21 protein-coding genes are annotated in these 23,119 nt (G+C 65.6%); 7 read left to right on the top strand and 14 right to left on the bottom strand.

Annotated elements, in window-relative coordinates:
* Positions 1-3: 3 nt before the first annotated feature.
* The 4 genes from AC25Z0_RS07370 to AC25Z0_RS07355 form a co-directional block, all read right to left on the bottom strand.
* A complete protein-coding gene (locus AC25Z0_RS07370) occupies positions 4-1,473 on the bottom strand; it encodes an MFS transporter (protein ID WP_488132739.1) in 1,470 nt (489 codons plus the stop codon).
* Positions 1,473-2,081 carry an SRPBCC domain-containing protein gene (locus AC25Z0_RS07365; protein ID WP_488132738.1) on the bottom strand — a complete coding sequence of 203 codons (609 nt, stop codon included), beginning with the start codon at positions 2,079-2,081 and terminating at the stop codon, positions 1,473-1,475. Before AC25Z0_RS07365 ends, AC25Z0_RS07370 begins: the two co-directional genes overlap by 1 nt.
* Positions 2,078-2,398 carry an ArsR/SmtB family transcription factor gene (locus tag AC25Z0_RS07360; RefSeq protein WP_488132737.1) on the bottom strand — a complete coding sequence of 107 codons (321 nt, stop codon included), beginning with the start codon at positions 2,396-2,398 and terminating at the stop codon, positions 2,078-2,080. Before AC25Z0_RS07360 ends, AC25Z0_RS07365 begins: the two co-directional genes overlap by 4 nt.
* Before the next feature lie 69 nt (positions 2,399-2,467).
* A complete protein-coding gene (locus tag AC25Z0_RS07355) occupies positions 2,468-2,938 on the bottom strand; it encodes a MarR family winged helix-turn-helix transcriptional regulator (RefSeq protein ID WP_488132736.1) in 471 nt (156 codons plus the stop codon).
* Between the two features lie 168 nt (positions 2,939-3,106).
* Between AC25Z0_RS07355 and AC25Z0_RS07350 the strand changes: the two genes are divergently transcribed.
* The gene (locus AC25Z0_RS07350) at positions 3,107-3,475 is read left to right on the top strand and encodes a DoxX family protein (RefSeq protein WP_488121428.1); all 369 of its coding nucleotides are present in this window, start codon (positions 3,107-3,109) and stop codon (positions 3,473-3,475) included.
* Positions 3,476-3,514: 39 nt separating this feature from the next.
* On the opposite strand, the gene AC25Z0_RS07345 is transcribed toward AC25Z0_RS07350, so the two are convergent.
* Together AC25Z0_RS07345 and AC25Z0_RS07340 are read right to left on the bottom strand one after the other, a co-directional pair.
* Complete coding sequence (locus AC25Z0_RS07345; RefSeq protein ID WP_488121429.1) at positions 3,515-3,949, bottom strand: nuclear transport factor 2 family protein; 435 nt, start codon at positions 3,947-3,949, stop codon at positions 3,515-3,517.
* A gap of 93 nt (positions 3,950-4,042) precedes the next feature.
* On the bottom strand, positions 4,043-4,597 hold the full coding sequence (locus tag AC25Z0_RS07340) for an acyl-CoA-like ligand-binding transcription factor (protein WP_488132735.1): 555 nt from the start codon (positions 4,595-4,597) through the stop codon (positions 4,043-4,045).
* A 128-nt stretch (positions 4,598-4,725) separates the two neighbouring features.
* Here AC25Z0_RS07340 and AC25Z0_RS07335 point away from each other — a divergent pair, with 128 nt between their 5' ends.
* Positions 4,726-6,378, top strand: a complete 1,653-nt coding sequence (locus tag AC25Z0_RS07335) for an FAD-binding protein (RefSeq protein ID WP_488132734.1) — start codon at positions 4,726-4,728, stop codon at positions 6,376-6,378.
* 111 nt (positions 6,379-6,489) lie between these two features.
* Positions 6,490-7,494, top strand: coding sequence for a zinc-binding alcohol dehydrogenase family protein (locus AC25Z0_RS07330; RefSeq protein WP_488132733.1), 1,005 nt, complete (start codon positions 6,490-6,492; stop codon positions 7,492-7,494).
* Positions 7,495-7,512: 18 nt separating this feature from the next.
* Here the strand turns inward: AC25Z0_RS07330 and AC25Z0_RS07325 are convergent, their stop codons facing one another.
* The 4 genes from AC25Z0_RS07325 to AC25Z0_RS07310 form a co-directional block, all read right to left on the bottom strand.
* Positions 7,513-7,815, bottom strand: a complete 303-nt coding sequence (locus AC25Z0_RS07325; RefSeq protein WP_488121433.1) for a DUF5652 family protein — start codon at positions 7,813-7,815, stop codon at positions 7,513-7,515.
* A gap of 58 nt (positions 7,816-7,873) precedes the next feature.
* Positions 7,874-9,139 (bottom strand): RNA polymerase sigma factor, encoded by a 1,266-nt coding sequence (locus tag AC25Z0_RS07320; RefSeq protein ID WP_488132732.1) that lies wholly within the window; start codon positions 9,137-9,139, stop codon positions 7,874-7,876.
* A 42-nt stretch (positions 9,140-9,181) separates the two neighbouring features.
* On the bottom strand, positions 9,182-9,607 hold the full coding sequence (locus AC25Z0_RS07315) for a YciI family protein (RefSeq protein ID WP_488132731.1): 426 nt from the start codon (positions 9,605-9,607) through the stop codon (positions 9,182-9,184).
* A 155-nt stretch (positions 9,608-9,762) separates the two neighbouring features.
* On the bottom strand, positions 9,763-10,395 hold the full coding sequence (locus AC25Z0_RS07310) for a TetR/AcrR family transcriptional regulator (RefSeq protein WP_488121436.1): 633 nt from the start codon (positions 10,393-10,395) through the stop codon (positions 9,763-9,765).
* A 119-nt stretch (positions 10,396-10,514) separates the two neighbouring features.
* Between AC25Z0_RS07310 and AC25Z0_RS07305 the strand changes: the two genes are divergently transcribed.
* Both AC25Z0_RS07305 and AC25Z0_RS07300 read left to right on the top strand, forming a co-directional pair.
* Positions 10,515-12,065, top strand: coding sequence for an MFS transporter (locus AC25Z0_RS07305; protein ID WP_488132730.1), 1,551 nt, complete (start codon positions 10,515-10,517; stop codon positions 12,063-12,065).
* Positions 12,066-12,193: 128 nt separating this feature from the next.
* Positions 12,194-13,465: an MFS transporter gene (locus AC25Z0_RS07300; RefSeq protein ID WP_488132729.1), complete on the top strand. Its 1,272-nt coding sequence runs from the start codon at positions 12,194-12,196 to the stop codon at positions 13,463-13,465.
* Between the two features lie 116 nt (positions 13,466-13,581).
* Here AC25Z0_RS07300 and AC25Z0_RS07295 read toward each other — a convergent pair whose 3' ends face one another.
* Positions 13,582-15,105, bottom strand: coding sequence for a S8 family serine peptidase (locus tag AC25Z0_RS07295; protein ID WP_488132728.1), 1,524 nt, complete (start codon positions 15,103-15,105; stop codon positions 13,582-13,584).
* A gap of 621 nt (positions 15,106-15,726) precedes the next feature.
* Here AC25Z0_RS07295 and AC25Z0_RS07290 point away from each other — a divergent pair.
* The gene (locus tag AC25Z0_RS07290) at positions 15,727-16,140 is read left to right on the top strand and encodes an ankyrin repeat domain-containing protein (protein WP_488132727.1); all 414 of its coding nucleotides are present in this window, start codon (positions 15,727-15,729) and stop codon (positions 16,138-16,140) included.
* Positions 16,141-16,270: 130 nt separating this feature from the next.
* Here the strand turns inward: AC25Z0_RS07290 and AC25Z0_RS07285 are convergent, their stop codons facing one another.
* Complete coding sequence (locus AC25Z0_RS07285; RefSeq protein ID WP_488132726.1) at positions 16,271-18,328, bottom strand: molybdopterin-binding protein; 2,058 nt, start codon at positions 18,326-18,328, stop codon at positions 16,271-16,273.
* 152 nt (positions 18,329-18,480) lie between these two features.
* Here AC25Z0_RS07285 and fdhD point away from each other — a divergent pair, with 152 nt between their 5' ends.
* Positions 18,481-19,368: a formate dehydrogenase accessory sulfurtransferase FdhD gene (fdhD, locus tag AC25Z0_RS07280; RefSeq protein WP_488132725.1), complete on the top strand. Its 888-nt coding sequence runs from the start codon at positions 18,481-18,483 to the stop codon at positions 19,366-19,368.
* A 77-nt stretch (positions 19,369-19,445) separates the two neighbouring features.
* Here the strand turns inward: fdhD and AC25Z0_RS07275 are convergent, their stop codons facing one another.
* Together AC25Z0_RS07275 and AC25Z0_RS07270 are read right to left on the bottom strand one after the other, a co-directional pair.
* Positions 19,446-20,837 carry an ATP-binding protein gene (locus AC25Z0_RS07275; RefSeq protein WP_488132724.1) on the bottom strand — a complete coding sequence of 464 codons (1,392 nt, stop codon included), beginning with the start codon at positions 20,835-20,837 and terminating at the stop codon, positions 19,446-19,448.
* 77 nt (positions 20,838-20,914) lie between these two features.
* Complete coding sequence (locus AC25Z0_RS07270) at positions 20,915-23,029, bottom strand: BspA family leucine-rich repeat surface protein (protein ID WP_488132723.1); 2,115 nt, start codon at positions 23,027-23,029, stop codon at positions 20,915-20,917.
* Between the last annotated feature and the right edge of the window lie 90 nt (positions 23,030-23,119).

The following is a 23,119-nucleotide window of genomic DNA, read 5'->3' as shown; positions in this document are numbered from 1 at the left end:
CGGCTAGCCATGATCGACGTCCGTGTGCCCTGCCGGATCCCTCACGAGAACTGCGGCTGCCACCCCTGCAACGGCCATGCCAGCCGCCGCGATACCCAGCGCGAGACCGAAGCCGGCGAGTGCAGCGTCGACGGATGGTGTGCCCACAGCGACATCCGCCGCGTGCCGAACCGCAATACTGACCAGAATCGCGAGGCCGAGGGCTCCGCCGGCGTGGGTCATGGTGGCCTGTACGCCAGATCCGAGTCCCGCATCCCGCTCATGGACGCCGGCCAGCGCTGTGGTGGTCATGCTGGGCAGGAGCAGGCCCTGCCCGAGGCCGACCACCGCCATGCTGGGCGCGACCTGCCACCAGTAGGTCGCGTCTGGTGCCAACAGGATGACCGTCACGCCCAGCCCGAGCGCGGTGACGGCGCAGCCAGCGACGAGAACGACACGCAGACCCACCTTGGGAATCAGCGCAGATCCGAGTGCGAGTCCTGCGCCTATGGCGATGCCGATCGGAAGATAGGCGAGCCCGGCGATGAGTGGTGTGTAGTGCAGGATTTGCTGCACGTAGAGGCTCAGGATGAAGAGGAAGGTGGTGAAGGCCGCGGCGTTCACGAGCGTGACGGCGTTGGCGGTCAGCCGAGTGCGGCTCGCGAAGAATGTGAGCGGTATCAGCGGATCGCGACTTCGCGCTTCGATGACGAACATCAATGCGAAGAGCAGCGCTCCGCCTATCAGGGGGATGAAGACCTGTGGGTCGGTCCATGCTTCCTCTGCGGCCTGCAACAACCCGAAGATGACACCGGCGAGCCCAGCCGTTCCGGCGAGCACGCCGACGAACTCCGGCCTGGACGCGCGCGGCATCCTGCTTTCCGACAGCAGGCGAGGGCTGATCACGAGAACCGCGATGACCACCGGCAGGGCGATGAGGAACACAAATCGCCAGCTCAGTACATCGGTGAGTACCCCAGAAATGATGGTGCCGGTCACGCCCCCGATGCCGGCCAGCGCACCCCAGATGCCGATCGCCTTGGCGCGCTCCCCGGTCTCAGGGAACAACACGACGATGAGGGCCAGTGCAGCTGGTGCAGCAATGGCGTCGCCCACCCCCTGGATGACACGGCCGACAAGGAGGACCCACCCGGCCGGCGCGAGACCGGCGAGAGCTGAGCCCACGGCGAAGACGGACACTCCGATGAGAAACATCCTGCGGCGCCCGGCGAGGTCGGCGATCCGACCGGCGAGGAGCAGCAGCCCGCCAGCGGTGAGAGCGTATGCGTCGACGACCCAGACCAGATTCGCGGGTCCGAGGTCGAGATCAGCGCCGATGCGCGGCAATGCGATGTTGACCACCGTGAGGTCGACGACCAGGAGGAATTGCATAGCCGCCAGCACCCCAAGGGCTCGCCATCGCCGCGGGTCGACGGTGGTTGCCAGGGCGCGACCGGGAGCTGTTACCCCCGGGAATTCTTCGGGGGATGGCATCAGTGGCCTCCTTGTCCTCGGCCTTCGCGCAGGGTGTGTCCTGATTCCAGAAGGCTCTTCAGTTCGTTCAGCATGAGCGGATGTCCGCCCCCGGCACCGAGCTGCTCCAACTCCCCGCTGACGACGGCGGCCAGACGCGGAGCGCCGCGGAGTTCGTGTGTGACGGTCAGGCGGGAGCGGGCATCGGTGAGGCGCTCGATCTCATAGCTGACCTCGGTCGGCGGTTCAGCGGCGGTATCGGGATCGACGAGAAATCGCAGCCTCGTTGCCAGGAGCAGGGGAGGATCGTAGGCCGTGACAACGCCCTCGATGATGATGTCCGGCGCCGGAACCGTGCCGCCGGCGCCGGCGCCGTCTTCGGCTTCGGTGGCAACCAGCAGGTTCGGTGGTTTCTCGACCTGATAGCGCCCGCCCACCCGTGGCTCGACGACGGCACGACCGCCGTATCCGTATCTAACCGTCCAATCGGGATCCGTGATCGCCTCCCAAATGCGCTCTGGGGTGGCGGCAATGTCGATCCGGTAGATCTGTGTTGTGCCGCGACGGTTGGCCGCAGCCAGGTGCTCGTCGCGTAGGCGCGGTGCGACAACAGGAAACTCGTCAGTCATGATTCGTCCTCCAACTCGCTCTTCAGCCCGGTGAGCGCCCCCACGCGCTCGGCCGTGTACTTATCGATCCACCTGTCGTGGATGAGCCTGATGGGCACGGGGTTCAGGTGGTGCAACTTCTCGCGTCCCTGGCGCTCACTGACGACCAAGCCGGCCTCCTCGAGCACCTTGAGGTGCTTCATGACGCCGAACCGGGTCATTTCCGTGTGCTCATTGACGAGTTCGCCCAGGGTTTGCCCTCCGCGAGAGAACAGCGAGTCGAGCAAGGCGCGACGGGTCTCGTCGGCGAGTGCCTTGAACACCAATCCATCGCTCATGGTGTGACTTTATGTGACCAAAAAGTCACCTGTCAAGGGTGTCGCTACGGCGCTACGGCGTTGCGGCGCTCAGCCGGGGCAGGCTGCCGTGCCGAGCCGCTGGTGCGGATCGAGCTTCGCGATGATCGGTTCCAGGGCGCTGGCAAGTGCCGTGAGCTGGTCGGGAGTAAGGTCGTCGATCACGAGCCGGCGAACGTGCGCGATGTGACCTGGCGTGGCGAGCACGAGCGCCTTGCGGCCGGCGGTGGTCAGGTGCACGTTGATCGCACGCCCGTCGCTTTCGCAGGGGTTTCGTTCGACGAGACCACGTGACTCCAGCCGGGTGACCACTTTGGAGAGCCGGGGGAGCGTCGAGTTGGACGCGGTAGCTAGCTCCGTGAGTCGCAACACATTGTGCGGCGCGTTCTTGAGCAGGCTGAGCGCCATGAACTCAAAATGGGTCTGACCAGAATCGGCCTGTAGATGTGCGTCCAAGGCTGCGGGGAGCAGCTCGATGGCGCCCACCAAAGCGAGCCACGCACGTGACTCGCTCGCATCCATTCGTGGAACTTGATACCCCATCACTCGATTGTATCTGCGTAGCTGCGAATTGGTTGCCGCGACAACAAAAGTTGTGGTCTACTTGTTGCCGCGGCAACAAGATGTCGAGCCGCTCCCCTCAATTCATCCCCACCCATGCCGCGTCCGCGGCGTCACTCTGGAGAACTCATGCTTATTGCACTATGGATCATCAACGCCCTTCTCGCCCTCGCGTTTGTCGGCGCCGGAGCGATGAAGGTCGCCAGCCCGAAGCCGAAGCTTGCGGCATCCGGAATGGGCTGGACCGATGATTTCGGCGGGTCAAGCATCAAGCTGATCGGTGCAGCTGAGGTGGTCGGTGGGCTGGGCTTGATCCTTCCGCTGGTAACCGGCGTCGCGACGGCGCTGGCCCCGATCGCCGCCGTGTGCCTGGCTATCGTGATGGTGGGCGCGGTCGTGGTGCACGCCCGTCGCCACGAGCCCGTCACCATTGCGTTGGTGCTTGCGCTGCTGTCGATTGTGAGCGCTGTGCTCGGCTTCCTCGTGGTGGCGTCCTGACGCGCGGTTGGTGATGCGGTCCGCTCCGAGGGCGTCGGCTCACATGCCCGGTGGCAGGCCGGGGGAGTTCTGGATCCAGCGGTTGTCCTCGTAGAGTTCGCGGCTCCGCCAGCCATCGCTCGTGCGCACTAGCTTGTGCCGGTAGTAGCCTCCGGCCGCACTGAACTCCTCGCGCCACGCTGCGCGGAAGGGGTTCCAGAACAGCGCAATCGCCTCGGCTTCGTCGCCGTCCACGGTGATTTCGATGTTCGTGATGTAGTGGTGCGCGCCCTCGATGTGGGCGAAGGAGGCCTCCAGCCACTGGCCGACGGCCTCACGGTCTCCCGTGGGGCCGTGGGCTGAGCTGTAGTCAAGCTGTGCGTCATCGGTGAAGACTGTGCGCCAGAGTGCCCAGTCCTTCGAGTCGATTCCCCTGGCGTAGCGGTAGAGAAGATCGGTGATGCCTGCGCGATCAGTCAGTTCTCGAGTGTCCATGGTGGGCATGCTAGGGCCGAAGCATTATGGCGCGCAATGACATAATTCTGGCGACCCCGCATGGCCGCTCGTCGGCTGAGGCTCGGCTGGGGCTCAGCTGGGCGTGCGCGCATCCGCATCGAGCGCGCGTAAAGCCCTGGCCACCACATCGGCCGGTTGGCCGGCATCCTCATGCGTCGCCCACCAGGCGAGTGCGGCCATCGTCGCGCTCTGCACCGCGGCGGCAATGGCCAGCGGGATCACGTCGTCAGCGCTCAGGCCGAGTCGCGCGGCGGCGAATTCAACGAGATCATCCTGCCAGCGTCGGAACGCCTCTGACTTGGCCGCCTGCAGCGCAGGCGTTGTGGCGATAAGTCGCATGCGCTCGCGTCCGGCGACATCCTCCGCCTGGCCATCGGAGAACGACCCGACAATGGCTGCCCCGATCGCGGCAATCACAGACGGATGCTCGCTGGCCGCAGCCAGGTTGGCGCTTAGCCGGGTGAACGTATCGTCGAGGGCTCCCCAGACGAGGTCGGACTTGGTGGGGAAGTGGCGGTGCAGGGTGCGGAGGCTCACGCCGATCTCGGCCGCCACCTGGCCCATCGTGACGTCGGCGTAGCCGTCGCGAGCGATCACGTCGAGCGCGCGGCGCTGCAACTCTGCCATGTCGTGCAGTGGAGGTCGCCCCCGCCGTACCGTCTCACCCGCCATCCGCCCAGATTAGCGCTCTTGCTCACGAGGGGAATTTAGGCATAGTCTGTCAAAAATACGCCGGTGCTCAGGACGACCACCGGATGTTCACTACGACAAGGAGGTCGGCCGTGGCCCACATTCAGACATTCGACGTGATCGTCGTCGGCTACGGCATCGCAGGTGCCGCAGCGGCGATCGAAGCAGCCGACAACGGAGCGCGGGTTCTCGTGCTCGACCGTGGGTACGGCGGTGGAGCCAGCGCGCTCTCCGGCGGCGTCGTATATGCCGGTGGTGGCACGGCCCAGCAGCAGGAGGCCGGGTACAGCGATACCCCAGAGAACCTCTACAACTACCTGGTGCAGGAGGTCGGGGACGCGGTTGATGAGGCGACCCTGCGCCGCTTCTGTGCCGAGAGCCCTGGAATGATCACCTGGCTCGAACAGCAGGGCGCCGAATTCGCCAGCTCTGTCGCGCCGTATAAAACGTCGTACCCGACGGACGACTACTACCTGTACTACTCGGGCAATGAGAAGGCGTATCCGTACAACCTGACGGCGGAGCCGGCACCCCGCGGCCACCGCGCAGTGGCCAAGGGTCTCGCCTCAGGCAAGGTGTTGTGGAACCACTTGCGGGCATCCGCTGCACAGAAGGGCGTCACCTTCGTTCCGATCGCCCAGGTGAGCGATCTCGTGATGGACGGCGAGCGCGTGGTCGGCGTGCGCTACCGTGCACTGGACCAGAGCCACCCGAACGCTGCCAAGCACGCAAAGCTCACCACGAGCAGCGCCAAGCTCGGCAACTGGGCGCCCGACCTTGTCGCCGGAACAGTGAAGAAGATCGAGCGCCTGTGGAACGAGGGCGCTGTGGAGTTCGAGGCACGCGCCAGCGCTGTCATCCTCTCTGCTGGTGGTTTCATCTACAACCGCGAGATGGTCAAGGAACACGCGCCGATCTTCGAGAAGATCTCCCCGCTCGGCACGCCGGCCGACGACGGCTGGGCCATCAAAACGGGGCTCGCGGCCGGCGGCACCGTCTCGCACATGGGGAACGTCACTGCGTGGCGCTTCCTCTCTCCGCCGTCCGCATTCATCGAAGGGGTTACCGTCGGCATGAACGGCAAGCGGATCATCAACGAAGACCTCTACGGAGCCACGCAGGGCAACGTGTTGATGCGTGAATTCGGCGGAAGCGGCTGGGCTGTCTACGACGCTGACAACTGGCGCAAGGCTCTGAAGCAGGTGAAGAGCCAGGCGCAGATCTTCCAGAAGCTGCAGGTGTTCTACCTGGCCACTCTCGGCCACAAAAAGGCCGGAACGCTCGAATCGCTCGCCAAGAAGATGGGCGTCGATGCAGGGGGCCTCCGCCGAACGGTCGACGCATACAACGCCGGTCTTGCCTCCAGCGCCGGAGACCCAGCGCACAAGGCAGCGGATGTCTGCCACCCGGTACGCAAAGCGCCGTTCTACGCATTCAACATCTCGGTGGTGAACGCGCCGTTCTTCCCGATCCCCGGCCTCACCCTCGGCGGTCTGCAGGTTGACGGCCAGAGCGGGGAAGTACTGCACCGCGACGGGGGAGTGATCTCCGGACTCTACGCCGCGGGACGCACAGCCGTCGGCGTGTGCTCCAACAGCTACCTGTCCGGGCTCTCGCTGGCTGACGGTATCTTCGCTGGGCGTCGCGCTGGCGCGCACGCGGCCGCGGTGATCAGTGCCGCGTCGCGGGGTGCGCACGGGGACACTGCGCAGGGGTAGGGCGTCGGCAGCGCCCGACCGCGTGTGAACACATTTCCACGTAGCGGATGAATACTGCGCGTATTCGGTGTTGACTTTCTGGAGGGCTGCCTGTCACGAGGGAGGTCGACAATGCCAGACACCATGCACGCCTGGGCGGCAGGCGACAACGCAGGAACCATCGAACGAGTGGAGCAAGCCCTGCCGGTGCCCGCCGCCGACGAAGTGCTCGTGCAGGTCACGGTGTGCGGCATCTGCCGGACCGACCTGCATGTGATTGACCATGACATCCCGGTGCACCGCCCTGCGGTGATCCCCGGCCACCAGGTGATCGGCACGGTCATCGACACCGGTGAGCGGGTGACACAGCTGAGTCGCGGCGACGTGGTCGGCATCGCCTGGCTGCGTCGCACCTGTGGAGTGTGCGAGTGGTGCCGGTCGGGAAGAGAAAACCTCTGCCCGCGCTCCGAGTACACCGGCTGGGATGCTGATGGCGGTTTCGCTGAGTTCGCCACGGTTCCGGAGGGGTACGCCTACCGGTTGCCCGCCGACGCCGATCCCTACGAGACCGCCCCGTTGCTGTGCGCAGGGATCATCGGGTTTCGGGCACTCATGCGGGCGAATCTGCCACCGGGCGGCATCCTCGGCATCTACGGCTTCGGGTCGAGCGCCCACGTCACCGCGCAGCTCGCCATGGCGTCGGGGGCGCGTGTCTTCGCGATGACCCGCGGCGCGCAGAACCAGAAGCTGGCCGCCGAGCTCGGCGTGGCCTTCGTCGGTGGTGAAGCGGATGCCCCGCCTGAGCCGCTTGACTCGGCAATCGTCTTCGCCCCGGCCGGCGGGCTCGTGCCTGTGGCGCTCGCGGCGACCAAAGCCGGCGGCACCGTCGCGCTCGCCGGAATCCACATGTCAGATGTTCCGCCGTTGGACTACTCGTCGACGCTCTTCCACGAACGCGACCTGCGCACCGTGACAGCGAATACTCGGGCTGACGGCATCCGCTTTCTGCAGGTCGCGCACAATCTGAAGCTGTCCCCGAGCGTCACGCGGATACCGTTCGATGGCCTCGATTCAGCGCTGTCCGACCTGCGGGCTGGGCATGCATCAGGGTCGATGGTGCTGACCGTCGCTGGGTGAATCGGGCGGCGCCGTGGATCAGATCTCGTAGCTGTTTGTGAGTTGCGGTGACTCGCCGGTGCCAGCGAGAATCTTCCGCTCTGTGCGTTCCGCGCGACGCCGTGCGCCGTTGACGCCGAAGAGATAGATGGCGTCGAGGACGCCCAGCGTGTTGGAGAGCAGGAGCACACCAAACCACGGCTTGCTGCCGTTCTTCGCAGCGCGCCACAGCGAGGCGGACTTCCAGGCCAGGGTCCACACCACGGCGACGCCCAATGCGGCTCGTGCGTTGGGGCCCGGCGCAAAATGCTGCTGGCGTCGCGATTTCGAGTGGTTTGTCATCTCACATCCAATCGGTTGGGTGTCGCCACCCTACCGCCGAAGTCAGCGCTCAGGTAGCTCAGCTCGTCGCGACAGGGCGTGTGACGACGGCGGTGAGCTCGAGCGCCGCAGCCTTCGCGAGAAGCACGTCGCGCTGCCGATCATTGGCCGCCATCCCTGCGGCGGTCAAGAGCTCCGACTTCGCCTCCGTGGCGCGCCCGAGCTGGGCGAGCAGCTCGCCCCTGACGCTCGGCAACAGGTAAGAACCGCGCAGTGCGCCGGCGGCGGAGAGTGTGTCGACGATGCGCAGTGCACTCGCTGGTCCTGTTGCCATCGACACTGCGACAGCGCGATTGAGCTCCACCATGGGGCTCGGTGCGAGCCGGCCGAGCGCCTCATAGAGCAGCACGATGCGCTCCCAATCCGTGTCGGCAACGCTGGGCGCCACGGCATGGCATTCGGCGATGGCGGCCTGCAGCCCGTAGCTGCCGCGGCCCCGGCCGACAGCATCCGCGCGCTCGAGTTCGGCTCGCCCTCGCGCGATCTGGATGTGATCCCAGCGGGAACGATCCTGGTCGGCCAGCAGTACCGAGGACCCGTCGCGGGCAGTTCTGGCCGCGAAACGCGAGGCCTGAAACTCCATGAGCGCGACGAGGCCATGCACCTCAGCTTCCTTCGACATCAACCCGGCGAGTATTCGTCCGAGCCGCAGCGCCTCGTTCGCCAGGTCTGTGCGGATCAATCGGTCACCGGATGTCGCAGCGTAGCCCTCAGTGAAGATTAGGTACACGACGCCGAGCACGGCCCCCAGGCGTGCTGGCCATTCGTTCGGATCCGGGGCCTCGAACGGCACCTTCGCCGCGGCCAGGGTCTTCTTGGCTCGTACGATGCGTTGCTGCACCGTGGCCACCGGCACGAAGAGCATGCGTGCGATCTCTTCCGTGGTCAGCCCGCCGACCACCCGGAGGGTCAGCGCCACCTGCGCCTCCCGCGAGAGCGCGGGGTGACAGGCGGTGAAGACGAGGCGCAGCACGTCATCGTCGAGGGGCTCCCACTCGTCGTCGCCGGCCTCCTCCAGATCGCGGGCCAGTGCGTGATAGCGGTCGTCGAGCCGACCGCGGCGCCGCCACACGTCGATGGCCTTTCGCTTGGCGACAGCCGTGAGCCAGGCGCCCGCATTGCGCGGAACACCGGACTGCGGCCACTGGGCGAGCGCGTCGACGATCGCGTCCTGTGCGAGGTCTTCTGCGAGGCCGATATCGCGCGTCAGCGCAGCGAGGGTGGCGATAATGCGTGCACCCTCGATGCGCCAGACGGCGTCGACCGCACGGCGGATATCGGTCATGAGATCACAGCCCTGGCGGGAATGCGGACTCGGGGTTGGCTGCTAGTGCTGCCCGAGTTCTTCGCGCCAGCCTTCTTCTTTCTTGACGTACTCGTTGTCGGCGAACTCCTCGAAGTCGCTCATATCGGTGACACGGCGCACCTCCAGCTTGGCGCCGGTCCCAAGCGGGCACCTGCTCGCCCACTCTGCGGCTTCTTCCTTGCTGGCCACCTGGATCATCCAAAAGCCATTGAACAGCTCGTGGACCTCACCGTATGGACCATCGGTGACGAGGGGTGGGTCGGTCGAAAAGTCCACAACGAATGCGTCGCTGAGGTCATCGGACAGGCCCTCTCCGCCGAGCAGCACGCCCGCCTTCATGAGGGACTCGTTGTACGTGCCCATGGAATTCAGGAGTTCCTCGATGTCGGCCTGCTCGTAGGCCTTCTTGCCGGCTTCGGTCGCTCGCATGATCAGCATGTACTTCATGGTCTGCTCCTTCATCTGCGGAGGTCGCGGTCTGCGTCCTTCTACTATGACGTCGAACGGCAGCGGGCGGAATCGACATCCGTTTCACACGTTTCTGCGATTCTCGAGGAGGGCAGCGAGCGGATGCCGCGAGCCTCGCGAATTGCCTGCCGGAACTATTCGGGCCGAAGGCCCACCGCAGGAATCAGGACGCCGTCGATGAGGGAGATGAGGAAGGCCCTGTCGATGGGCTTCCGAAGAATCAGCGTGCGGTACGCCGCCATCGACGGCGTGATGAGCGACAGCGTGTCGATGTCGCAGTCCGCCGAGATCTCTCCGCGATCGATGGCGCGCTGCATCAGCACGCGGTTCGCCGCCGCGCGGGGTTCGACGATCGCCGCGTTGGCAGCATCCGCGAGTTCCGGGGCGCGGGAGAGCATCGACATCAGCCCCGCCATGATCTGAAGCTTCTTCTCGCCATCTTCAATGGAATGTGGCTTGATCATGGCGAGCAGGTCGCCGCGCAGTGTGCCGGTGTCTGGCAGACGAGAGTCGTCGAGGTCGGCTTTCTTCATGCAGGCGACGGCATCGATGACGAGTTCGGCCTTTGAGGGCCAGCGGCGGTAGAGCGTGGCTTTGCCTGCCTTCGCGCGAGCGGCAACCATATCGATGGTCATGCCGTCGTAGCCGGTTTCGGCGAGGATGGCCAAGGCGGCATCCAAAATATCGGGGTCGCGCGTGTGGTCCCGCTTGCGGCCAAGCTTCACGGGCTGGGCTGCCTGGCCGTCGTTGAGTTCGAGCTGCGTCATTGCGCCGATCTCCATTTCTATGTTGCCGAATTTATTCCGCTATTCTGCCCGAATTGCCTGAACGTAGATTCAGGAACTAGGTATATCCGGAACTCCAGAGTATCGCATATAGTCGGCTCATGCCTCAGACTTCTCTCATTTCCTCGGCTGCAGCTACTGCACCTTCGCCGTCATCCAGGCGCTGGTGGACGCTCTCCGTTGTCGCCCTTGCCCAGCTGATGGTTGTGCTCGATTCGACGGTGGTGAACATCGCGTTGCCGTCTGCCCAGGCCGACCTTGGCTTCACGGACGGCCAGCGCCAATGGATCGTCACCGCATACTCCCTGGCGTTCGGCAGCCTGCTGCTGCTCGGCGGGCGTCTCTCCGACCTGATGGGTCGCAAGCGAACGTTCATCATCGGCCTTGTCGGGTTCGCGGGGGCATCCGCTCTCGGCGGTGCTGCGGGCACGTTCGAGATGCTCGTCGGCGCGCGTGCCCTGCAGGGTGCGTTCGGTGCGCTGCTCGCGCCGACAGCGCTTGCCGTGCTGACGACGACGTTCACCATTCCGAAGGAGCGCGCCCGCGCCTTCGGCGTGTTCGGAGCGATCGCCGGTGCAGGGGGAGCCATCGGTCTTCTCCTCGGCGGCTATCTGACGGAGTATTTCGACTGGCGCTGGAATCTCTACATCAACGTCGTCATCGCGGCGATTGCCGTTGTCGGCGCCGTGATCTTCGTGACGAGCGTGCAGCGCAGCGGTCCCCGCCCCAAACTGGATGTTCCCGGAACCGCGCTGGTGTCCGCAGCCCTGTTCGGCCTGGTCTTCGGCTTCTCGAACGCGGAAACGGATGGCTGGGATTCGCCGCTCACCTGGGGGATGCTCGCGGCCTCAGCCGTGCTGCTGATCGCGTTCGTGCTCTGGCAGCGGCGGGCACGGCATCCGTTGCTCCCACTGTCGATCGTGCTCGATCGCAATCGTGGTGCTGCATACAGCTCAGTGCTGATCGCCGGGGCCGCGATGTTCGGAATCTTCCTGTTCGTCACCTACTACCTGCAGGCATCGCTGGGTTATTCGCCCATGCAGACCGGGCTGTCGTTCCTGCCGATGATCGCGATGCTGGTTCTGGCGGCCCAGCTGTCGACGAATATCTTCGTTCCTCGGTTCGGGCCGAAGATTATGGTTCCCGTCGGGATGTCCCTTGGCGTGATCGGGATGGTCTATCTGACTCGCCTGGGTCTCGACAGCACCTATGCAGCCAACATCCTGCCGCCGCTGATGATCCTCGGCTTCGCTATGGGAACGATCATGCCCGCGTCCATCCAGACCGCAACGCTCGGTGTCGACGGACACTTCGCCGGTGTCGCTTCCGCGATGGTCAACACCAGCCAACAGATCGGCGGATCGATCGGAACCGCCCTGCTGAACACGCTGGCGGCAACCGCAGCGACCAACTACCTCGCGACGCATGTTCCTCCGTCGGCGACGGTCGTTGCAGAGGCGGCGATCCAGAGCTACGCCACCGCGTACTGGTGGTGCGCCGGGTTCTTCGCGTTCGGTGCCGTGCTGGCGGCGCTGCTCTTCCGTCGCCTCGGTCACGGGCTCTCGCTCTCCCACACCGCGACGCCGGCATCCGCTTCTGTCGCCGACGAACCGGCGACCGTCCCGGATGTCCCGACTGTCCCTGCCCATTAGGCCGGCTCGCTCCTGACAGGCGCGGATGGCTGGTGCGTTCGCCAGCCGTCCGCGCTCTAGCAATCCCCGCCCGGCGGGTCGATGATTGCTGATATGTGCAGCTGGAGCGTAAGGATCGGTCGCGGGGGATGAACCCGGCGTCGCGGCGCGTGCAGCGCATCTACCTCACCCTGATGCTGGGCAACACGCTGGCGGCCTCGCTGATCTGGGGCATCAACACCCTGTTCCTGCTCGACGCCGGCCTGACGAACTTCGAGGCGTTTGCCGCCAACGCCTTCTTCACCGCCGGCATGGTGATCTTCGAGATTCCCACCGGCGTTGTCGCAGACACCGTGGGGCGGAAGATGTCATTCCTGCTCGGCACCATCACCCTGGCCGTCACCACCGCGTTGTATTGGGCGCTGTGGCTCTGGCACGCGTCCTTCGGCTGGTGGGCTCTCGTGTCTGTTCTGCTGGGTCTCGGCTTCACCTTTTTCTCAGGTGCAGTGGATGCCTGGCTCGTCGACGCGCTGACGGCCACGCGTTATACCGGCAGCCTGGAGACGATCTTCGGCCGCGGGCTGGTCGTGACAGGTGTCGCGATGTTCGTCGGCTCTGTCCTCGGCGGGGTGATTGCGCAGGCAACCAACCTGGGGGTTCCGTTCCTCCTGCGAGCCGGGGTGCTGATCGTCATGTTCGTGTTCGCGTTGTTCGTGATGAAAGACCTCGGTTTCACGCCGGATCGCTCGATGGGGCCGATCAAGGCCACTCGGAACGTGCTGAGCGAGTCGATTGAACACGGGCTCAAGAAGCGGTCGGTGCGGTACGTCATCCTGTCTGCACCGTTCGCCTCCGGGGTCGGCATCTATGCCTTCTACGCCTTGCAGCCCTACCTACTCGAACTCTATGGAGACGAATCCGCATACTCCGTCGCTGGCCTGGCCGCAGCCATCCTGTCGCTAGCGCAGATTGCCGGCGGTGTGCTCGCGCCGCGCATCCGTGCCCTGTTCGCCAAGCGAACGTCCACGGTGATCGGTGCGTCACTCACCAGTACTGTCGTCCTCGTGCTGCTCGGCGTGAACAGTATCTTCTGGTTGGCGGTCATCCTGCTCGTGATCTGGGGGTTCGTCTTCGCTGTTGCCGAGCCCGTGCGGCAGGCCTATCTCAACGACATGATCCCGACCAAGCAGCGCGCAACGGTGCTGTCGTTCGACTCGCTGTTCGGCAGCCTCGGCGGGGTGTTCATCCAGCCGGCGCTCGGCCGCTCCGCCGACCTCTGGGGCTACGGCACGTCGCTCGTGATCGGTGGTGTTGTTGAACTCGTCGGCATCCCGTTCCTGCTGGCCAGCAGGAAGCAGCGCGACGTTGCCGACACGATTCAGACGAGAGAAGAAGCGTCACCGTCGGCGCCGGCTGCCTGAGCGGCGGATGCTGCGCCTGCTCCACGTCTGCACATCACGGCGCATGAATAGAGGGGGCGTGCCGGCTGGTGCCGACACGCCCCCTCGCATCCGTTCTAGGTCAGGTCACCGCGAGGTCAGTTCACTGCCTTGAGTGCGTTGACGAGTCCGTCGCCGAAGAAGCTGTTGTCGGCGATGGTGCCAGTGCACTGCGCCACTCCAACCGGGCAGGCAACGTCGGTGGCCTGGCCGTAGAGCACGTCGGCAAGCTTCAGGCCGGAGTACTCAGGGTGCGCAGATTTCAGCAGCGCTGCAACGCCGGCCACGTGTGGGGAGGCCATCGACGTACCAGAGGAGGTGCCGTATCCGTTCCCAGGAATCGTGGAGAGGATCGACGAACCGGGAGCGGCGATGTCGATGGAGTTGAGCCCGTAGTTCGAGAAGCTCGAGCGAGCGCCAGTCGACGTCGTGGAGGAGACGGTGACGACACCATCGAGCTCAGCGGGGATGTCGGCGCACCCGGCGGACACATCGCGCGTGGTCGGCACGGTGTCGTTGGGGCTGCCGGTGTCGACCGTCTTGTTAGCAAGGTCGATGTTCGAGTTGCCCGCTGCGGCGACGTTCAGCACGCCCTTCTGCTGGGAGTACTGCACGGCGCGGTCGACGGCCGTCTTCACGGCTGCCTGGTCAGCGTTGTTGTCGCACCAGAACTCCCACGGGTCGATGTAGTAGCTGTTGTTGGTGACATCGGCATCGGTTGCGGCGGCGTGCATGAAGCCACAGATGGCCGACTCGGCGTAGATGAACCCGTCGTCGTTGACCACTTTGACGGCCGAGATGCGAACGTTCGGGGCGACGCCGACAATGCCGACGCCGTTACGGGCAGCGGCGATGGTGCCTGCCACGTGGGTGCCGTGTGAGCTGTTGGTGGGCTGCCATGACGCGTAGGTGCTGTCGGCCACACCGCTCAGGCAGCTTGCCGACGCGGCGACGTCGATGTTGGCGGCCAGGTCGGGGTGATCGGCCTGGATTCCGGAGTCAATGACCGCAACGAGCACGTCGCGGCTGCCATCGGTGATCTCATGCGCCTTGTCGGCACCGATCGCCGTCATGTCCCACTGGCGGCTCTCCGACGGGTCGGGGACGACGCTGACGAGGGCTTCGACACCGGCATCCTTCGCCTGGCTAGCGGCCTGCTCGGCGGCAGCGTCGGTGGCCGCGCGGCCGTGGCCTGATTCGCCGGGGGCCAGCGGGTCGCTCACGCCGAACGTCGCGTCGGTCTCGCTCACGGCTGCCGTGCGGGTGGCACCGACGGACTCCACGGCTTTCTCTGTGGCAACCATCTGGGAGAACACAGCGTTGCTGGACTGCGCGATGACCACGCCGATCTCAGCGTATGACTCGATGACAGCTCCACCGGCAGCCTCGACGGCACGCTCAACCTTCAGGGTCTGGCCGCGATTGGCCTTGGTGACGTTGATGGCGTAGTTCATGAGCGGCCCGGGAACCGGCTGGATGACCGGTGGCTTCCCCTTCGATTCCGGTGCAGCATTCGCGACGCTTGGCACGAGAACTGTTGCACAGAGTGCGGCGGTCAATGCGACGCCGGCAGCGAGACCGCGCCTGCGGTTGGGGTGTGTGCGAGTGGGGGGAGTGAACATCGTGCTCCTGATTCTGGACGACTGGCCCGCTCTGAAGCGGTCTGGACGGTATTAGGAGGCTAGGGACGCGCAGCGGATGCGACCAGTCGACATTTAAGGGGACACTCAACAATCGCCCCGAAAACACTCAGGAAATGTCACCCCCGCTGGTCGAGGAGCGAGCCGGCTTCGTTGGTCGAGGAGCGAGCGCCAGCGAGCGTCTCGAGACCTCGCACCTTCGCCACGCCGCCTCCGTCCTTCAACGCCCCGCCGGCCGACGCAACTCCAGGCGGAGTTTTTGCAACACGCCGCGTGTAACGGGCACCTTCCCTCGGCGTTTCGCATTTTCTCCGTCTGAACTCACCCGCTGGTCGAGGAGCGAGCGCCAGCGAGCGTCTCGAGACCCACGTGAACCGTTCTCGTGGGCTCCGGATTCGACTTCGAACTCTCGGACCCGGAACGGACATCCGCTCGCCGAGTGTCGCTGTTTCGACCGAAAGTCGCCGTTGCAGCAGCGATTCTCGGCGCTAACGGCGATTCTCGGCGACTAGAAGGACTGCCGAGCGCGCCGCGATGCCTCGACCGGCAGGGGATTGCGCCCTCAGCACGACTGCGCGTGCGAAACCATTGAATAATGGATTCATGACGAATGACACACCAGGACTGCCCGGCGACAACCTCAGCGCCCAGGTCGTTGAGGGAGTCTTCGACCTCGCCCGCGAAGGAGAGACCAGTCAGCTGGGCGAGATGATCGACGCTGGCGTGCCGATCGACACCCGCAACGGCCGTGGCGACACGCTCCTGATCGTGGCCGCGTACCAGCAGAACGCCGACACGGTCGCCGACCTGCTGCGTCGCGGTGCAGACACCTCAGTCGTGAACGGGATGGGGCAGACGGCGATCTCGTGTGCCGTATTCCGCGACGACGAACAGATCCTGCGTGCGTTGCTTGATGCCGGCGCCGATCCGAGCCTCGGCTCGCACTCCGGCCTGCAGATCGCAGACCAGTTCGGCCTGCCGCACATGCGCGAGGTCATCGAGTCGTACGGCGCCTAGGCGCCAAGCGGCCCAGGGTCAACGGCCGTGCGGCACAGAGCAGTGCCGTACAGAGCAGAGCAGCACAGAGCAGTGCAGCACAGAGCTTAGCCGCGCCGCTGCAACTCGCACCTACCTAGGAGCGTGCCGCCTACATCCACGGCAGGGCGATCGCCCAAGCCCGATGACCGGCAACGAGTCCGTGCTCTGTCACTTCAATGACCCCGTGCGCATCGGCGAGGCCGCGCATCATCGCTGACCCACGCCAGGCGCTCGGGTGCGCCCGCGAACCGACCACGGTGTACGGAACGAGAATGGTGGTTCCTGGACGACCGGCCAGGTCGCTGTCCACGACGACCTCGTGCAGCTCGCGCTGGACCCGACCAGAGGCCGCGCGCACCATCGGCTCCACCACGGTCAGGAGCCCGATCATGGCAGCGAGCGGGTTGCCGGGGAGACAGGCCACGAGGCATCCGTTCGGCGCTTCGGCGAGCAGCGTCGGTCCGCCTGGGCGCATGCTGATGCCATCGAACAGCACCTGAGCGCCGATCTCATGAAGCGCGCCGCGCAGGTGGTCGGCCGACGAATGCCCCGTGCCACCCGTGGTGATCACCATCTGCGCATCGGCGATGCTCGCACGCAGGGTGGTGACCGTGCTGGCGAGCGTGTCTGCAGCTCGCCGATGCCCGAGCACCTCGGCACCCATCAGGCACAGTAGCCCGGGAAACTGCGGCCCGAAGCCATCTCGCACCCTGCCAGCTGACGGAACTCCCGATTCCTCGACTTCGTCACCGGTGAACACGAACCTCACGCGCGGGCGCCGAATCACGCTCAGTTCGTCGTACCCGGCCAATGCGGCAACTGCGATATGCGCGGGGTTGAGCAGGGCACCCGCCGCAATGATGACCTCACCCCGGCGCGTTTCCTCTCCGGTCGGCCGAATGTGCTGGCCGTCGAACGGTTCTCCTGGCCGAGCGTCCTCGCTCACCCGCAGGCGAGCGGATGCCGGCCAAGCGCCGACCCGCCGGTCGCCGCCGGTCGTGGGGTCGACTGTGCCGAGCTCGCTCCGGAGCACCGCCGTCGCGCCCTGCGGCACGATGCCGCCCGTCACGATGGGTACGGCCGTGCCCTGCTGCAGCGCTCGTGCATCGACGTCGCTCGCGGCGACGATGTTCCACGGCCCGCGGCCGGCAACCGCCCAGCCGTCCATCGCGGCAGAGGGGTAGTGCGGCACGTCCTGCGGAGCGGTGAGGTCGGCGGAGAGCACCTGGCCGCACGCGTCGGGCAGCGGCACGAATTCTGCATCGTTCGGCCGGAGCGTTTCAGCGGCCAGCCGTCTTGCGTCCCGCCAACTCAGCGTTCCCGTTCCCGTTCCCGTTCCCGTTCTCGGTCCTGTACCCGTTCTTGGTCCCGGCACTGGTGGGGACATGGCGCTGGGCCCGGATTCCGGCGCCCTGCGGGGCGAGTGCCCTCCGTTATCGGGGAGTCCGGAGACGTCCGGCGGCAGGGCGATGCCATAGGCGCTGGCCTGTTCCCAGGTGTCGATATCGGCGGTGGCATGGGCCGGCAGCTCCAGCTCGGTGAGGGCGAGCGGCGCGAGCAACCGCCTGACCGACAGGTTCTCCAACGATCCAGACGCCCTGGCCAGTTCAACCGCGCGCAGGAGGGCCGCGCCGCGGTACACGCCGACGAGAAACTGCCGTTGGCCATGCTCATCGATGGCGATGACGCCCGCGCTGTCCTCCGCGAGGGTGCGGGTTGCCGCGTCGAGCAGTGGGGTGACGGCATCCGCTACGCCCGGCATGTCGCAGGCGAGCACCACGACGAAGGCGGGAAGCCCGGCGCCCGTCGCCACCAGCGCGTCGAGCCCAGCCGCAATGGCTGCAGCTGGTCCGGAGAATGGCGGATCTTCGCGCGTCACGAGAACGGATGCCGGGATGTCAGCAGACTCGGCGGCCAGAGCCACGGCACCTGGAGCCCCGGCGCCTGGGGGCGAGGTACCCGAGGACACAGCGCCTGGAACCACGGCGCCGGCAGCCACGGCGCCCGGCACGGTCACATCCCCGACGATGACGACCTGCTGCGCCGCCGACACCGCAGCGAGAGTGCGGGCGAGGAGTGTCTGACCGTTGACGAGCAGGCCAGACTTGGCCACTCCGTCCAGACGGCTGGAGCGGCCGCCCGCGAGCACGATGGCGGCTACGTACATGCGAGCAACCTTAGAGCGTGTCGCGGCTGTGCGCGCGGGGGCGTCCAGCTGCGTCGATCACTCGGGCGACGTAGCTGCGCGTGGGTCATGGGCGAAAACACGGAGCCAGGTGGCTCATTGTGCCCATGCACGCCGGATGCTAAGCATGAACCATGGGCAGGGTAACGGTACGACGCCGAGTCACTCGAATCACCGTTGGGTCGCCACCCACGCGCCGCGACGACGTGCTCGCAGCCGAAGAGCCGCTCGAGATCCGCGTCGGCGGCAGGGCGATGGCCATCACCATGCGCACCCCAGGACACGACTTCGAGCTTGCGGCCGGGTTTCTCGTCTCCGAAGGGGTGATCTCCCGGCGCGACGACTTTGCGACAGCTCGCTACTGTGCCGGTGCGACGGTGGACGGCGAGAACACATACAACGTCCTCGATGTGACGCTCGACGCAGGAGTGCCAGCCCCAGACCCCAGTCTCGAACGCAACTTTTACACGACCAGCTCGTGTGGACTGTGCGGCAAAGCCAGCATCGATGCGGTTCGCACGCTCTCACAGTTTCCGGTCGCCGACGATCCGGTGCGCGTGCCGGCAGCGTTGCTGGCGACCTTCCCCGATGCGCTGCGTGCCGGCCAGGACGTGTTCGAGAAGACCGGGGGACTGCATGCCGCCGGCCTCTTCGACGCTGCGACCGGCGAGCTGCTGGTTCTTCGGGAAGACGTCGGCCGCCACAACGCTGTCGACAAAGTCATCGGGTGGGCCGTCACGAACGACAGGGTGCCCCTGCGTGGAATGGTGCTGATGGTGTCTGGCCGCGCCAGCTTCGAGCTGGCCCAGAAGGCATCGATGGCCGGCATCCCGATTCTTGCCGCGGTGTCGGCACCGTCGTCCCTGGCGGTCGAACTCGGCACAGAGATCGGCCTGACCATTGTCGGCTTCCTGCGCGGGCCATCAATGGTCGTGTACAGCAGAGAAGAGCGGATCGCCACAGATTTGCCGACCGTCAGCGAACCGGTCACCGAGGAAACTGCAACGATCTCAGCCAGCTAGATCGCGGCCCACCACGTCCCGACCGCCCAGCACATCGCGGCCTAGCACCGCCAGCCGTCTCAACCAGCGTGCGCTCCTCAACGAAGCGGAACCCCCACGTCAGCCCCACCCTCCTGGGTGAGCCGCGCACCAATTTTCACCATGGTGGGAGTCGGCACAAATCCACCGGCGAACAGGGCCTCGCCCTGCCGGAAACTAGGCGAGCGCGCCAGCATTGCGCCGGGAACGAATCCGAAGATCGTCCCAAGCTCAGCCAGGTCGACCGGCGACGTCATCTTCATGAGGGCCAGGTTGTCGCACTGCGAGACGATGCTCGGGTGCACGCGCGACGGACGCTGGGTCGAGAGCAGCAGCCAGAGGCCGAACTTCCGTCCCTCAGCGGCGATCTGGATGATCCGCTCGCGTACCGCGATGTGAAGCGGGCTGTCCTGGTCTGGGGAGCACAGGTTGTGCGCCTCGTCGATCACGAGCAGCACTGGTCGTCGCTGTTCGCGCTTCTCCCACAGGTCATCCAGCACGGCCATCGCCACGACCAGTGACTCATCCGGGTAGGTGAAGCCGCCGAGGTCCAGCACGGTTGCGTCCGGACGCGTCTCGATGATGTCGGTGACCGCGTCGTACTGCCCCCCGGCCCAGACTGACCAATCCGTCGCCTTGAGGTTCTCAATCCGGGCGGCGAGTGCGACGGCGGCCGGAGTACCCCGTTCGCGAAGGTGTAGCACGATGTTCTCCTGGGTTAGCGCCCCCTGCGTCTCCTCCAGATGCAAGAGCTCGTTGTACTCGGCGTTGTCGTGCAGCGGATGCAGGCGAAGGACGGCCCCTTTCGCCCGCAGCGGCAGATCGATGAACTTCACCCTGAGCGACTGCGGGTTAGGCGACGAGGGGCGAAGAACGCGAATATCCCTGCTCGCCAACACCGCGCCGGCTGCGCTCGCCGTGCCGCGGTCATTGAGTTCACCCAGGCGCACGAAGTCGGCGTTCGGATCGAAGATCACGATGGGCAGGCCGGTGTCGATGAGGAGTTGCTCAAGCACGACACCGAGCGCGTAGGTCTTTCCTGAGCCGCTCTGCCCACACCAGAAGGTGTGGCGGTTGAATCGGTGGGGGAGCAGGCGCGCTGGTACGTCATCCGCTGCAAGATAGGTGCCGATCTCCATGGTCGCTTTCACGCTCGCGTGCAGGATCTCGATGGTGTCGGCATCCGCTTCACTCAGCACCGCATCGGTGAAGGCGAACGATCGAAGGCCGTCGAATGTGCCGGCCGACAGTGAGCCGAGCACCCGACCGAAGCCACTCAACGCCCCGTCGGGAGTGAACGAGACGTCGTCGACCTGCCCTACCTGCGCAAGGCCGTCGCGCGAGCGGAGCGTGACGACGTCGCCGGCGCGTGATGCCGACGTGGTCGATGCCGTGAACTGGAAGTACCGTCCGTCTGGCGAGAATGCGGTAGCAATGTCCGTGGATTCCATCGATCGTCTCCGTTTCGACTCGGTGACACGATGTTAGGACCGGCAGGCGTCCCGCGGGAAGAGCGCCGGCACACTCGCTACCGGGTGCGGAACTGGGGGAGATTCGACGTCGACAGCGCTGAGCCCGTGCTGAAGTCCCGGCTGTCCGTCACCTTCTGCACATTCCACCCGCGGAGATTCCGGTCGAACGCGGTGGCGCCGGCAAACATTTCGCGCATCGAGACCACCCGGGCAACATTCCACGAGCTGAGCCCCTGATTCTGTGCTTTCGCGCCAGCGAACATCCGTGTCATGTCGGTGACGCGCGACACGTCCCACGTGCCCAGCGGCTGGTTGAACGTTGCTGCACCGTCGAACATCGACGCCATCGTGGTGACGGCAGACGTGTTCCAGGTGCTCAGCGTCTGGGTGAAGGTGGTCGCGCCGGCGAACATCCGCTCCATGTTGGTGACAGCGGATGTCTGCCACGCCTTCACCGGGTGGTTGAAGCGCGTCGCGCCTTCAAACATGCCGGCGAACGTCGTCGCTGAGCCTGTGTTCCACGTCCCGATCGGCTGGTGGAAGGCAACGGCGCCCGTGAACATGGCAGAGAAATCGGTGACCCGCGCGGTGTTCCAAGTGTCGATCGGTTGGTTGAAGGCTGTCGCGCCGGCGAACATGCCAGACATGTCGGTGACGTGGCTGACATCCCACCCCACCACCGAACGGTTGAATGCGGTTGCGCCGTCGAACATGTGGCTGGTGTTCGTCACGGCGCCGAGGCGCCAGGCAGCGACATCCGCCGCAAACGTGGTGTTGCCAGCCAGCAGCCAGCTCATGTCGGTGATGGTCGGGGCGAACTCAGCAATGTCGGTGAGGCGTGTGGCACCGGCGAAGCCGTGCGCCGCGCTCGTGGTCTCGGTGGCTCCCCACCGCGTCACGCTGGTGATGCACGCGGCGCTCCACCCGGATGCTCCGCCCCACTCGGAAAACGAGCCGTCGACGGTGATGGTGCGGTGACCGGATGCTGCGGCGTACGTATGCGACGGACGCTCGCCGACAATCGGCTCCGTCGTGCCGTCGCCCCAATCGATCGTCGCGTTGATCGTGCCGTGCACGGGAACGGTGATCGTCTCGCACCCGGCTGCTCCGACGTTCCATTCGGTGATCATCGCTGTCGGAGACGTGCTCGTACCGGAGATGTCTGAGTTTCGTGCCAGTTCGAGCGCGATCTCATTCCACCACTGACCAGCCACCGGCCCACCACCGCAGGTGCCGTCTGAGGCGCCGATCGTCTTGATCCACAGGCTCGCGTCTTGGTTCTCCCATTGCACGGCGCCTGGTACTGCGCCGAGGGCACGGTCGCGGCTGTTGCACCAGTCACCGCCAACGGACCCGACGCCGTTCCTTGACGTGTCAATGACGTAGTGCGCGCCGCCAAGCAGCGCGGAGAGCTCATCGGCGTACGCTCTCGATTCGACATCCCATTTGTGGTTGGAGACGTTCACGGCGAAACCGCGGACGTTCTCGATTCCCACCGCCTCGAGCCGGCCGGCCATGACAGCGGCCCCTCCAGGAACGTTCGATGATGCGGCGTCGATGTACACCGTCCCGCCGGCAGCGGCGAGTTTCTCTGCGGCGTAGCGCAGGTGCGCCAGCCTGTCGCCCTCCAGGTCTGGACAGCGGCCCAGCTGCAGGAGTGCATCCGGTTCGAGGATGACGGCCAGGCGCTTCCCGGCGATGCCCGCCGCGATTTCATCAATCCACGGTTCGTAGTCGCCGAACGAGAATCCGCCAGCTGAATAGCCGGTGCAGGATCGACCAGGGATTGCATACACAACGAGCACGCCGGTCTGCCCTGTGTCGATGGCGGCCTGCGCGTAGTCAGCGACCACCTGGGTGGGGTGCCCAGCGGAGTCCCATTCGCCGATCCATTTCGACCCTGCATAAGCGCTGATCTTGTCGAGCTGGGCAGCGTCTTCATAGCGGCCGTCGGCGCGGGCCGACTTCGCGGCCGCTACCGAGGGGTACGACGGGTCTTGATATGGCGGATAGTCAGCGAAGACGTTGTCGTGTGCCGGTGACGGCTGATCCGTCTGTTCCTCGCTGGTCGCAGACGACGGCTGCATCGTCGCGATGATGGCGCGGGCAGAGAGCACCACTACCGGCACGAGAATAACCACCGCCAGGGCAATTACGACACCACGTTTCACTAAATCATCTCCGAGCCTGGCAGGTGTCGCGCCGGTATCGCGAGGTTTGCATCCCTCATGTCTATCGGACTCTGCCGGGCAGCGGTAAGC

It is taken from the genome of Leifsonia sp. Y862 (assembly GCF_057669585.1).
Note: the sequence above shows the minus strand (reverse complement) of the source record. Positions and strands in the feature narration are given on the sequence as shown.

Bases quoted from the DNA above. Each gene is read 5' to 3' on its own strand.
- AC25Z0_RS07355 (WP_488132736.1), bottom strand. From the start codon at position 2,938: ATGGATGCGAGCGAGTCACGTGCGTGGCTCGCTTTGGTGGGCGCCATC.
- AC25Z0_RS07290 (WP_488132727.1), top strand. From the start codon at position 15,727: ATGACGAATGACACACCAGGACTGCCCGGCGACAACCTCAGCGCCCAG.
- AC25Z0_RS07305 (WP_488132730.1), top strand. From the start codon at position 10,515: ATGCCTCAGACTTCTCTCATTTCCTCGGCTGCAGCTACTGCACCTTCG.
- AC25Z0_RS07340 (WP_488132735.1), bottom strand. From the start codon at position 4,597: ATGGCAGAGTTGCAGCGCCGCGCGCTCGACGTGATCGCTCGCGACGGC.
- AC25Z0_RS07345 (WP_488121429.1), bottom strand. From the start codon at position 3,949: ATGGACACTCGAGAACTGACTGATCGCGCAGGCATCACCGATCTTCTC.
- AC25Z0_RS07275 (WP_488132724.1), bottom strand. From the start codon at position 20,837: ATGGAATCCACGGACATTGCTACCGCATTCTCGCCAGACGGACGGTAC.
- AC25Z0_RS07330 (WP_488132733.1), top strand. From the start codon at position 6,490: ATGCCAGACACCATGCACGCCTGGGCGGCAGGCGACAACGCAGGAACC.
- AC25Z0_RS07360 (WP_488132737.1), bottom strand. From the start codon at position 2,398: ATGAGCGATGGATTGGTGTTCAAGGCACTCGCCGACGAGACCCGTCGC.
- AC25Z0_RS07370 (WP_488132739.1), bottom strand. From the start codon at position 1,473: ATGCCATCCCCCGAAGAATTCCCGGGGGTAACAGCTCCCGGTCGCGCC.
- AC25Z0_RS07320 (WP_488132732.1), bottom strand. From the start codon at position 9,139: ATGACCGATATCCGCCGTGCGGTCGACGCCGTCTGGCGCATCGAGGGT.
- AC25Z0_RS07325 (WP_488121433.1), bottom strand. From the start codon at position 7,815: ATGACAAACCACTCGAAATCGCGACGCCAGCAGCATTTTGCGCCGGGC.
- AC25Z0_RS07285 (WP_488132726.1), bottom strand. From the start codon at position 18,328: ATGTACGTAGCCGCCATCGTGCTCGCGGGCGGCCGCTCCAGCCGTCTG.
- AC25Z0_RS07350 (WP_488121428.1), top strand. From the start codon at position 3,107: ATGCTTATTGCACTATGGATCATCAACGCCCTTCTCGCCCTCGCGTTT.
- AC25Z0_RS07295 (WP_488132728.1), bottom strand. From the start codon at position 15,105: ATGTTCACTCCCCCCACTCGCACACACCCCAACCGCAGGCGCGGTCTC.
- AC25Z0_RS07335 (WP_488132734.1), top strand. From the start codon at position 4,726: ATGTTCACTACGACAAGGAGGTCGGCCGTGGCCCACATTCAGACATTC.
- AC25Z0_RS07310 (WP_488121436.1), bottom strand. From the start codon at position 10,395: ATGACGCAGCTCGAACTCAACGACGGCCAGGCAGCCCAGCCCGTGAAG.
- AC25Z0_RS07315 (WP_488132731.1), bottom strand. From the start codon at position 9,607: ATGAAGTACATGCTGATCATGCGAGCGACCGAAGCCGGCAAGAAGGCC.
- AC25Z0_RS07365 (WP_488132738.1), bottom strand. From the start codon at position 2,081: ATGACTGACGAGTTTCCTGTTGTCGCACCGCGCCTACGCGACGAGCAC.
- fdhD (WP_488132725.1), top strand. From the start codon at position 18,481: ATGGGCAGGGTAACGGTACGACGCCGAGTCACTCGAATCACCGTTGGG.
- AC25Z0_RS07300 (WP_488132729.1), top strand. From the start codon at position 12,194: ATGAACCCGGCGTCGCGGCGCGTGCAGCGCATCTACCTCACCCTGATG.